At 41.9% G+C, this 12,331-nt stretch carries 8 protein-coding genes; 6 read left to right on the top strand and 2 right to left on the bottom strand.

The window, feature by feature from the left end:
- Window positions 1-339 precede the first annotated feature (339 nt).
- The gene (locus tag I6J03_RS20905) at window positions 340-693 is read left to right on the top strand and encodes a hypothetical protein (protein WP_003005842.1); all 354 of its coding nucleotides are present in this window, start codon (window positions 340-342) and stop codon (window positions 691-693) included.
- A gap of 102 nt (window positions 694-795) precedes the next feature.
- On the opposite strand, the gene I6J03_RS20910 is transcribed toward I6J03_RS20905, so the two are convergent.
- Together I6J03_RS20910 and I6J03_RS20915 are read right to left on the bottom strand one after the other, a co-directional pair.
- The gene (locus I6J03_RS20910; RefSeq protein WP_201693961.1) at window positions 796-2,286 is read right to left on the bottom strand and encodes an arylsulfatase; all 1,491 of its coding nucleotides are present in this window, start codon (window positions 2,284-2,286) and stop codon (window positions 796-798) included.
- 59 nt (window positions 2,287-2,345) lie between these two features.
- Window positions 2,346-3,755 carry a Gfo/Idh/MocA family protein gene (locus I6J03_RS20915; RefSeq protein WP_003005852.1) on the bottom strand — a complete coding sequence of 470 codons (1,410 nt, stop codon included), beginning with the start codon at window positions 3,753-3,755 and terminating at the stop codon, window positions 2,346-2,348.
- Between the two features lie 237 nt (window positions 3,756-3,992).
- On the opposite strand from I6J03_RS20915, the gene I6J03_RS20920 reads away from it, so the two are divergent.
- From I6J03_RS20920 to I6J03_RS20940, 5 genes are all read left to right on the top strand, one after another.
- Complete coding sequence (locus tag I6J03_RS20920; RefSeq protein ID WP_003005855.1) at window positions 3,993-6,245, top strand: glycosyl hydrolase family 95 catalytic domain-containing protein; 2,253 nt, start codon at window positions 3,993-3,995, stop codon at window positions 6,243-6,245.
- 77 nt (window positions 6,246-6,322) lie between these two features.
- The gene (locus I6J03_RS20925) at window positions 6,323-7,708 is read left to right on the top strand and encodes a sulfatase-like hydrolase/transferase (protein ID WP_003005858.1); all 1,386 of its coding nucleotides are present in this window, start codon (window positions 6,323-6,325) and stop codon (window positions 7,706-7,708) included.
- A gap of 71 nt (window positions 7,709-7,779) precedes the next feature.
- Window positions 7,780-10,113 (top strand): glycoside hydrolase family 3 N-terminal domain-containing protein, encoded by a 2,334-nt coding sequence (locus I6J03_RS20930; RefSeq protein ID WP_003005862.1) that lies wholly within the window; start codon window positions 7,780-7,782, stop codon window positions 10,111-10,113.
- Window positions 10,114-10,316: 203 nt separating this feature from the next.
- Window positions 10,317-10,916, top strand: coding sequence for a TetR/AcrR family transcriptional regulator (locus I6J03_RS20935; RefSeq protein ID WP_003005866.1), 600 nt, complete (start codon window positions 10,317-10,319; stop codon window positions 10,914-10,916).
- 199 nt (window positions 10,917-11,115) lie between these two features.
- Complete coding sequence (locus I6J03_RS20940; RefSeq protein WP_003005869.1) at window positions 11,116-12,318, top strand: efflux RND transporter periplasmic adaptor subunit; 1,203 nt, start codon at window positions 11,116-11,118, stop codon at window positions 12,316-12,318.
- The last annotated feature ends 13 nt before the right edge of the window (window positions 12,319-12,331 follow it).

Genomic DNA, 12,331 nt, shown 5'->3' on the forward strand with positions numbered 1-12,331 from the left:
TTGTCCCTGGCTGACAAGACATCTTACAGATGCCAGCAGGTAATAAAAAAACATCAATGTTGGTGTTCAAAATGGACTCGTACTGCTTATCTAGCATACATATGATGCAGAAAATAATAATACATCCAATAGCATACAAGTAAGCGGTATAGATAATGGCATCGGACTACATCTGAAATGGGAGAATATCAGCATTCAAAAAGGAGATAAAATAAGAATAACAGCATATGACCTTGAGGATTCGGTTCCTCCGGTTTAAAGAGAGATAATAGATCCGCAGGAAATTCTGAAAGAATATAATGATCTTAAAAAAATATTAACAGAGGAAGGAATTATAAAATGAAAGGCATTAAAATTCAACATCAAGGTGAAGTTTTTAATATCGCAGTTGACTTTCCAATAACTGTATTTATGTACCAAAGAGACGGATACTACTTTCTTGAGGTAAGCGGGACGGACGAAAATAACACCTCATATACGTGGATAGACAAAAAAATGAAAACCGGTGATTTTCTGGATTTTGAACTAATCGATCAGGATAAAAGCCTGACCTCAGAACCTGTAAAAATATGTAAGGCCTTCGAAGATGAGATTCCTCTGGAAGGTGAAGAGTTAGCTCAAATGTTTAGAGAGTTTCTGGCTCGGTTTAATGTATTGGAAGAATTTCTGAAAAAAGAAGGATTAATACAATAACTCTATTCACTTCACGCTCCGTAAAAACACAGGAAATAATCATATTACTATTCTCTCAGTTATGCAGTATCAGAGTAGAATATGATCTGATACTGCATAGTATTACTTTTTCATCTTATTGTTCAGAAATTCCCATTCCAGTAGATGTGAATTCTGATGTTCACGCAGCTGGATTTCATCCATTCTTTTTATAATATCCGGATGCTTTTGTGCCACATCAAGTTGTTCTGAAGGGTCTTCATTCAGATTAAATAACATCCATGGACTATTTTTATCCTTCCTGACGTCAATTCGCACAGCTTTCCATTGTCCCATCCGGACGGCCACCTGTCCTCCTTTTTCAGGATATTCAAAATAGATATACTCCCGTTGTTGCTGCTTCCCTGTCTGTCCTGTAAGTGTGGGTAATAATGAAATGCCGTCCGTATTATTGGTTTTAGTATTGGCTAATTCGGCAAAAGTTGCCATCATATCGTACTGCACGGATATAAGATCACTTTCTGTTCCTGCTTTTATCCTGCCCGGCCATCTGACAATAAACGGTTCTCGTATACCGCCTTCAAAAAGATCCATTTTATACCCCCGAAGATTGCTTAAGCTATTGAAATATTTAGTCTGAACTCCTCCGTTAAAAGTGGCTCCGTTATCACTGGAAAACATAATAATAGTATGCTCATCCAGACCCAGATCTTTGATTTTGTCCAATACAAAGCCTACCTGCGCATCCAGATAGCTGATCATTGCTGCATAGGTAGACAAAGGATATCGGGATGGATTATATCCTTGTTCCCCGTAGTATGGTTTTTCTTCTTTGAATTTCCCTATATATTTTTCTACCCATTCCTGAGGAGCCTGTAGGCCTACATGAGGGATGGTGTAGGGCAGATAAAGGAAAAAAGGTTTATCCTGATGCTGATCGATAAAAGCCAAAGCCTTTTCCGTCATCTTTTCAGGTGCGTAGTCAAGTCCTTCATATTTTTGAAAGTCAGCATCAGAAGCTGTCTGCGGATTGATTCGCGTGTGCATATTCACTTCTTTATTCCGTAAGGTATCCCAGCTTCCGTTTTCCCACAGATGTGTCGGATAATAATTGTGAGCCTGCTTCTGATCCAGATATCCGTAAGCATAATCAAAGCCCTGCTTATTTGGGTCACCGGTAGTGTTTACCATTCCCAACCCCCATTTACCTATTATCCCGGTTGTATAACCCGCATTTTTTAGCATTAATGGTATCGTAAAGGTTCCTTCGGGCAACGGCATCTGCCCGCCCTCTGTATCATCTGTAAAGCCTCCCATCTCATAATTGCCCCGGATATAGGCATGTCCGCCATGCTTTCCGGTCAGCAGCATTCCACGTGCGGGCGCACATACGGGTGAAGAAGTGTAATGCTGTGTAAACTTCATTCCTTCAGCAGCCATCCGGTCCAGATGAGGGGTTTGTATAAGCTTTTGACCATAGGCTCCGATTTCGCCATAGCCCAGATCATCAGCATAGATATAAATAATATTAGGCTTTTGCTGTTGTCCCTTAGCGACAAGACATGTTACAGATGCCAGCAGGTAAACGAATACCTTTAAATAAGGATGTGCCATAGTATGGTGCTTTATAAACGGGAGATTCCGGAAGTATTTCCGGAATCTCTTATTACATATTATTTTTTGCCTTTAACACCTGTAGTGCCACCACCCTTCAGAGTAAGCTCTACCGGCTGATTGGTCTTCCATGCTCCTTTTGTAAAATCCGGTATATCTACGGAATTTGATCTGTTTTTGACCGACTTTTCGCTCAGCGGGCCGATGACACTCCAAAGTGCCGCATCGTACACATCCTGGTCCAATGCAAGTCCGTTTCTCAGGCAATCGATCAATCTCCAGTCCATCATAAAATCCATACCGCCGTGACCCCCGACTTTCTTAGCCATTTCTCCTACTTTCAGTACAATTTCGGGTGTATACTGTTGCTCCAGTTTTTTCATTTCTTCAGCATTTATCCAATCATGACCAAAAGCAATCTTTCCCGGTTCAGGCCACTTTTGTGCATATCCCTTTGTGCCGCTTATGGCATGAATACGGGAATACGGACGGGGACTCGACACATCGTGTTGTAACATAATAGTTCTGCCCTTATGTGTACGCACAGTAGTGGTATTCATATTCCCTCTGAATTGCTTATTGGCAAACTGTTTATAAAAATCATCTTTGGCTGCTAATTCCTTAGCTCTGGCAGACATACTGAAATCATTGGTAGAGACAGAAGTCAGGTAATCCATCTGATCTCCTCTGTTGATATCCATGATCTGACATACCGGTCCCAGACCATGTGTAGGATATAGATTTCCGTTTCGGAAGTTTTCCTTCAGGCGCCACATATCATAATAGGAATCCTTACCAAAATTGCTGTCCAGCAGATCATGAATATATGCACCTTCGCCATGTAATATCTCACCAAATGCCCCTTGTCTGGCCATATTGAGTGTCATCAGTTCGAAAAAATCATAGCAGCAATTTTCCAGCATCATACAATGCTTTTTTGTGGCTTCTGAAGTTTCGACCAGCTGCCAGCACTCTTCCACTGTTGTTGCAGCAGGAACTTCTATTGCAACATGCTTCCCGGCTTTCATGGCATATACAGCCATGGGTGTATGCAGATGCCAGGGCGTACAGATATATACAAGGTCTATATCCTTACGGTCACAAAGTTTTTTCCATTCATCTTCCTTGTCTGCATATATATCGGGCACCGGACCTGATACGTTTTTAAGTGAGCGCTCAGCTATATTTCTGCGGATGTCACTGATGGCTTTTATTTCTACTCCATCGATATGGTTCATCCGGTATACCGCACCCGATCCGCGGTTGCCCACACCTATAAAACCAACTCTTACTTTTTCAAGTTTTGGAGCCTTAAAACCACACATATTGAATGTTTTGAGTCCTGCCGGCTTATTAATTTCACTTGTTGCAGGTATAGAGGTATTGGCTTGCACCAACAGGCTGCTGCTGAGTACACTTAGACTGGAGAGTCCGGCGAGTTTGATAAAATCTCTTCGGTTAGAATTCATAAGGTTTATAATAATTTAAGATAGATTGAATCTATAAAGATAAGAGATAGATCTCAACCTTAATAAACCAAAATTAACCATATCTACAACTTATTTAGCCGATTACGAAATCCTACACCCTTAAATATTCTGGTAAACGGAACAAAAAATGTCAATTTTGTTGCTAAAATGGTTAAAATAAGTGTAATTCTTACTCTTTCAAACCTTTAACTTTATGGATTCTACCCCTTATCAATTATGAATATAAAGAAATCTGTCCTGTTGTATCTGATGATTTATGTTGTGCTGCAGCTGCAAGCCCAAAATCTGAAGAAGTATAATCTGCAATCCGATCATCTTGCGACAAGATGGGATGAAGCCATTCCTCTCGGAAACGGTATGTTGGGAGCTTTGATCTGGCAAAAGGATAATACACTACGCTTATCTCTTGACCGTGCGGACCTCTGGGATGAACGTAAAGCATTTGAATGGGAACAGCATAATTTCAGCTGGGTGCAACAGCAGGTAAACAACAAGACTTACGAAGCGGTGCAGCAATGGGGGGATGCACCGTATGATGTGTCGCCCTACTCCACCAAACTTCCGGCTGCAGCGGTGTCTTTTGATCTTTCCGTATTGGGTAAAGCAGTCAGCAACATTCTGGATATCCGGCGTGCAGAAAATACAATCATATTTGATAACGCAAATACTTTCAGATGTTATATACACGCAACTGAGCCAATCGGCTATTTTGAGATACGTGCAAAGCAGATAGATAAGCTGATTCCCCAATTGCTGCCACATCAGTATGAGGCAAAAGGAAACGGCGCCACGAGTGTAAGTGTAGTAGAAGGTCAGCATTTGGCAAGGCTGGGGTATAAACAGGGCTTATTAAAGAATTCTGCACAGCGCCAGTTACTTCATCAGCCTACTTATGAGAACAATTATTATGAAGTAGAACTGGAGTGGAGAAGATCGGGAAAGGATAAACTGATCGGTATGTGGACTGTAAGCAATAACCGGAAGGCAGATGTATCGGAAAAAATGAATAAAAAATCTGAACAAGCCTTAGAGAACAGCCACCTTAGCTGGTGGAATAAGTACTGGAGCCAGTCGTCGGTGTCTCTTCCTGACACCTTACTGCAACGGCAGTATTATCTGGATATGTATAAGCTTGGAGCAGTGGCACGTAAAGGGGCATCGGCCATCACTCTACAAGCTGTATGGACAGCAGATAACGGAGGTCTTCCACCGTGGAAAGGTGATTTTCACAATGACCTGAATACACAGCTTAGCTATTGGCCGGCTTATACTGGCAACCGGCTGGCTGAAGCTGAGACATACACAGACTGGCTATGGCGTATCCGGGAGACTAATGTGGATTATACCAAACGCTATTTTGGAGTGGAAGGCTTGAATATTCCAGGCGTACTTACCTTAAATGGCCTGCCTATGGGCGGATGGATACAGTATTCTCTTTCTCCTACTGTAAGTGCGTGGACGGCTCAGCATTTTTACTGGCAGTGGAAATATAGCATGGATGATGTGTTTTTAAAAGAAAGAGCCTATCCCTATATTATTGCAGCAGCTACTTATCTGAAAAATATAACGGAACTACGGGAAGGGAAACGATATTTACCCTTAAGTTCCAGCCCGGAATACAATGATAACAGTATAAATGCGTGGTTTAAAGACTGGACCAATTTTGATCTGGGATTAGCCCGTTTTCTGTTTGATGCAGCGGCAGAAGTCAGCACAGCCACCGGTCGTAAGACGGAGACAGCAGACTGGAAGAAAACAGCTTCCCAGCTACCCGATTATGCCGAAGATGACAGCGGTATGTTAATGGCTCCCGGTGTACGTATGGAACACTCACACCGGCATATGTCTCCATATATGGCCATCTATCCGCTGGGAAGACTGGATATCAACAATGCTCAGGACGGTAAACTCATCCTCAAATCATTGAGACACCTAGAGAAACTGGGTACACGCGCCTGGGTCGGTTACTCATTTACGTGGATGGCATGTCTTTATGCCCGGGCCAAAGAAGCAGATCTGGCTGTGAGCAATCTTCAGAAATTTGCAGGGAATTTTTGTTCAACAAATTCATTTCATCTCAACGGAGATCAAAAGGGAGGACAATATTCCGGATTCACATACAGACCTTTTACACTGGAAGGCAATTTTGCATTTGCACAAGGCATACACGAACTGTTGCTTCAGAGCAAGTCCGGATATGTAGAAGTCTTTCCGGCTGTTCCGCAATCGTGGACTGACGTTTCCTTTACCAATCTCCTTACCGAAGGAGGATTTGTAATCAGCGCAAGTAAGCAAAATGGCCGATTGAAATTCATACGGGTCAAAGCAAATCATACAGGGATATTACAATTAAGATCGGACGAAGCTTTAAAAACAAAAAACGGTAAACCTCTTGTAAAGAATCAAAATACCTATACTATTTCTTTAAAAGCAGATGAAAGTATAGAATTGCTGCCTGCAGCATTGTAACAGATGTATCAGGCTGTCCAGAAGCGAGCTCAGGCTTTCTCTTTCTCATTTTAGTATTTATTGTATATTTTTAACAAATGAATCTCAAACCTATACTTTTCACCTTATTATGCCTGCTTTGTACAGCAGGATATGCGCAACAAAAACCCAATATTATTTTTGTTCTGACAGATGATCTGGGCTATTCAGACTTAGGCTGTTATGGAAATCCGAGTATATCGACTCCTTTTTTAGATAAAATGGCCGCCAAAGGAGTGCGTGCTACAGATTATATGGTAACGAGTCCTTCCTGTACACCTTCCCGCGCCTCTCTGCTGACGGGGCGGTATGCATCCCGTTATAATCTGCCTGATCCTATAGGTCCGGGTGCCAAAAACGGCCTACCTGCACAGGAAGTGACTATTGCAGAAATGTTAAAGGAAAAAGGATATCATACTGCTTTGATTGGCAAATGGCATCTGGGCGATCATGGAGAATACCTCCCTAATAAGCAGGGCTTTGATTATTTCTATGGTATGCTCTACAGTCATGACTACAGAGATCCGTATGTCAAAACCGATACAACCATCAAAATATTCAGAAATCAGACTCCTGTTGTTACCCGGCCTGCAGACTCCGCACTTAGCCGGATTTATACAGAAGAAGTAAAACAATATATTAGCCAGCAAAAGAAAGGTGAACCTTTTTTCCTTTATTATGCTCACAATATGCCGCATCTTCCCGTTGCCTTTTCAGCCGAATCCGGGCGCATGAAAGACCTGCACTTTGCCGGTCCGTTAGGTGCAGTACTGGAAGATCTGGACAGACAGCTCGCTATTATGTGGGCCAGTCTGGAGGAACAGGGACTTGCGGACAACACGATTTTTATGTTTTCCAGTGACAACGGGCCCTGGATTGAATATCCTGTCCGTATGAGCGGCGATCATAAAACCAAAAACTGGCATGTTGGTACAGCCGGAGTATTTCGCGGATCAAAAGCACAAACCTACGAAGGAGGTGTACGTGTACCCTTTATAACGTACTGGAAAGGCCATACTCCTGAAGGGATCACCCTCCGTAATGCGATCAGTAATGTCGATATCCTGCCTACATTGGCAGAATGGACGGGAGCTTCGGTTCCGGCATCCCGAACATTAGACGGACAGTCTATTGCTGCTTTACTGACTTCTAAATCTGAGAATATAACTGCAGATCACAGACCTATTTATCTGGTCAATCACGGTAAGGTAGAAGCTGTAAGAAAAGGAAGCTGGAAATACAGAGAGCTGCCTGCAGGTGTGAATAACAATTCCGGCAAACCCTACGAAGCCGCAAAAGAATTATTTAATATCTCCTACGACCCGAGTGAACGAACGAATGTCATTAGTGAATTTCCGGAAAAAGCACAAGAGCTAAAAGTACTGTTTGATAACTTTGATGCCAGCTTGGATACTTACAATACCACAAAGAAGTCACATAAATAAAAACTGAAGAAAATACAACATAAATCACTTATTACAAACAAATTAAAACGAAATCACATCAGCATTTATTCATGAGGAAATTATCTGTAGTCATCTACGCTTTATTGCTATCCGTTCCATTGCCATTAGCTGCCCAAAAACCTGTTTACAAAGACGCGTCTCAATCCGTTGAGATAAGAACCCGGGATTTGATTCAGCGCATGACCCTCGAAGAAAAAGTAGGCCAGTTGCTTTGTCCGCTTGGCTGGGAAATGTATGAACGAAAAGGAAATACAGCGACCGTATCACAAAAATTCAAGGATATCGTAGCTAGCAAACATATCGGAATGTTATGGGCGACCCTGAGAGCCGACCCCTGGACACAAAAGACAATTGCCAATGGTCTGAATCCTCAGCTATCTGCAGAAGCTGCGAATGCCCTGCAAAAATATGTCATAGAAAATACACGTCTCGGCATCCCTGTCTTTCTTGCCGAAGAAGCTCCTCATGGTCATATGGCCATTGGTACGACTGTATTTCCGACAGGAATAGGTCAGGCTTCGACCTGGAATCCGGCCTTATTGCAAAAAATGTCCGCTACCGTAGCGAAAGAAGTGAGACAACAAGGTGCTCATATCAGTTATGGCCCTGTATTAGATCTTTCCCGTGATCCACGCTGGTCACGTGTGGAAGAAAGCTATGGAGAAGATCCTGTACTGACCGGTACGCTGGCAGCAGCTATTGTTACAGGATTAGGATCGGGTAACCTTTCCGATCCGTTTGCTACTATCCCTACACTAAAGCATTTTGTTGCTTATGGTATTCCTGAAGGCGGGCATAACGGTAGTGCAGCCAGTATAGGCGAACGTGAGCTCCGGGAATATTTTCTTCCGCCGTTTCAGTCAGCTGTAGCTGCAGGAGCCAAATCTGTGATGGCCGCTTACAATTCAGTAGATGGTATCCCCTGCTCCTCAAACAAATTTTTACTGACGGACATACTTCGTAAAGAATGGAATTTTAACGGATTTACGGTTTCTGATCTGGGCAGTATCGAAGGTATAAAAGGAAGTCACCGTGTTGCTAAAGATCACAAACAGGCCGCAATATTAGCTATAGAAGCTGGTCTTGATGCAGACCTCGGCGGCAATGCTTATGTCAGACTGATCGAAGCTGTGAAACAGGGAGAGGTGCAGGAAAACAGCATTGATCAGGCGGTCAGCAGAGTACTGGCATTAAAATTTGAAATGGGCCTTTTTGAAAAACCATTTGTGGATGCTAAAACAGCAAAAAAGGAAGTCAAAACCGAAGCTAATATTGCCTTATCAAGACAGGTTGCCCGAGAGTCTATCGTATTGTTGGAGAATAAAAATAATATTCTTCCGCTACGTAAAGACGTGAAAATCGCCATCATAGGTCCAAATGCGGACAATATATACAATATGCTGGGTGATTATACTGCTCCGCAACCAGACGGAGCAGTAACCACCGTCCGTCAGGCTATATCCGCACGTCTTCCCAAAGCACAGGTATCGTATGTGAAAGGCTGTTCTATACGTGATACGACTAACAGTGACATCCCGGCTGCAGTGACTGCTGCCCAGCAATCAGATATCATTGTGGCTGTTGTCGGCGGTTCCAGTGCCCGTGATTTCAAGACTGAATATATCTCCACAGGTGCAGCTGTAGCTTCCGATAAAAGTGTGAGTGATATGGAAAGCGGCGAAGGATTTGACCGTTCTACGTTGGATCTTCTGGGGAGACAGATGGAATTGTTAAAAGCGTTAAAGCAGACAGGTAAACCGCTTGTTGTCATTTACATACAGGGCCGTCCCCTGAATATGAATTGGGCTGCAACACATGCTGATGCTCTTTTATGTGCCTGGTATCCCGGACAGGAAGGTGGTCATGCTATTGCTGATGTGCTTTTCGGAGATTATAATCCAGCAGGAAAAATGCCGCTCTCCGTTCCAAGAAGTGTGGGGCAAATACCTGTTCATTACAATCGAAAAAGTCCGCTGGATCATCGCTATGTAGAAGAAGCAGCCACTCCTCTTTATGCATTCGGATATGGCAAAAGCTATTCTGATTTTGAATATAAAGATCTGAAAATACAAAAAGACAATAAGGATTACCGCGTGTCCTTTACATTGACAAATACCGGAAAATATGATGGTGATGAGGTGGCCCAATTGTACATCCGTAATCAATATGCATCTGTATCCCAGCCTGTACAGCAACTCAAACATTTTGAACGTATACATCTTAAAACCGGAGAATCCAAAACAGTTTCCTTTGTCCTGACAGCCGGGGATTTGTCTGTTATCAATACCCAGATGAAAAAAGTATTGGAACCGGGCAGCAGTTTTAAGATCCGTGTAGGTTCAGCATCTGATGATATAAGACTACAGCAGGATCTGGAAATTTAATATTTTTTTACAGAGGGAATCTGTACGGATTTCCTCTGTAAAATTAGTCTGTAATCCCTCTGAACTCCTATTTTCACATGTACTTACTTTCAAATCCCGGTTTTGATCATTTACTTAATGACAATATCATGTCATTTTGTATGATTTTTTTTTCGATGTTTGCAATTCATTTAACGATGTTAAATAACTTGATATAGTTAAAAATGGGTAGCAAAGAACGTATTCAACGCCTCAAAGATGAAAACAGAAGTAAGATTCTGGATGCCTCTCTTCAAATTGTGAAGGAAGAGGGCTGGCATGCATTGAGTATGCGTAAGATAGCGGATATCATTGAATACACTGCTCCCATGATCTATGAGTATTTTGCAAATAAAGAAGCCATACTTATCGAATTGGCCAATCAGGGATATATCATGCTGTCCGTACGCGTCAAAGAGGCGAAATTACAGGAATCAGAACTGGAGAAACAGTTAGAAGCAATGTGGTTTACGTATTGGAACTTTGCCTTCGAAGAGAAGGAACTTTACCAGCTTATGTTTGGTGTAGGTACCCAGTGCTGCGGATTTGAAAAGTCTTTCCTCTGTGTAGAATCACATGGAAAAATGATAAGTGATGTCATCCGTGAAATCATGGAAGATCAGCAGCCTTCAGAAGAATTGATATGCCGCAAGTATTTTACTTTCTGGTCCGTTATTCACGGACTTATATCCATTAATCTTGTAAATCAGGGAAATGGTGATACCACAAATCAACAAGTATTACGCGATGCTATTTATGGTATTACCCGTTCGTTGAAAGATTAATTTTTTTTGCCGGAAACTAATACGTTGTTAGGTAATTTAACAGTGTTAAATATTTAATTGATTAATACCATTACATCCACCCTGTCACTTATTGGCAGTTTATTTTTAAAATTTAATTAACAGTGTTAGCATATTTAATTATGTTAAACACAACCAAAAGAGCATAATTTAGCATCCATCACACAATTTTAATTTAATAATGAAAAAATCACTATTTACTAATCTTTTAGAGATCTATCGCTTATCATTTAACAGTGTTAAACCTTTTAATAGCGTTAAAATAGCTTTTTATCTTTCAGGAGCACTCCTGTATAGTTGCTCTACCGGAACGGGTAAACCAGCAGATGCAACTCTCCCTCCTGCCGCTTTACCCGTCATGACTATCCAGATGGCAGATGAAACTACCTATCAGGAATATCCGGCATCTATAGAAGCACTGGCCAATGTCGAAATACGTCCTCAGATCGAAGGTATACTGGATCATATCTATGTGGATGAGGGACAAAAAGTATCAAAAGGTCAATTGCTGTTTAAGATCAATGACCGACCTTATCAGGAGCAGCTGAATCAGGCAAAAGCCAATCTTCAGGTTGCTCAGGCTTCTCTGGAAAATGCGGAGCTGGAAGTGGAGAAAAAAAACCGTCTGGTTAACAACAAAGTATTGACAGACTTCCAGTTACAAACAGCTGTCAGTGCACGCAATGCAGCAAAAGCGAGTGTACAACAAGCTAAATCCGCAATAGAAGCAGCCAAAATAAACGTGGGCTACACACTTATCCGTGCATCTTCAGACGGATACATCGGACGCCTTCAAAAGAAACAGGGAAGCCTGATTACTCCTATGGATGCACAGGCTTTAACGGGATTGTCAGATATAAGAGATCTGCATGTATACTTTTCTCTTAGTGAAAATGATTTTGTTCAGTTCAAGAATAATGCAAAAGGAAAATCTATAGAAGAGAAAATAAAGAACCTCCCTCCTGTCACTCTGGTACTTTCTGATCAGCAAAATTACGAACATACCGGAAAAATAGATATGGTAGATGGTCAATTTGACAAAAATACAGGTTCGATTACCCTTCGTGCGACTTTCCCTAATCCGGACGGGTTGTTGAGAAGTGGTAATACAGGACGCATCAGACTGAGTAAATCAATCGATCAGGCGTTATTGGTGCCTACTGCGGCGACTCTGGAAATGCAGGATAAAATCTTTGTCTATACTGTCGGAAAAGACAACAAAGTAATGCAGCAACCTATTCAGGTATTGGGAAAAACCGGAAACAATTACCTGGTAAAAGATGGACTGAAAGAGGGTGACCGTATTGTAGTAAAAGGTATAGATATGCTGCAGGAGGGACAGGTGATTGCACCTCAGTCCGAAAAAGCTGATGACAATAAATAATATTCTGAAATAC

The sequence above is a fragment of the Sphingobacterium spiritivorum genome (assembly GCF_016724845.1).
Classification (GTDB): domain Bacteria; phylum Bacteroidota; class Bacteroidia; order Sphingobacteriales; family Sphingobacteriaceae; genus Sphingobacterium; species Sphingobacterium spiritivorum_A.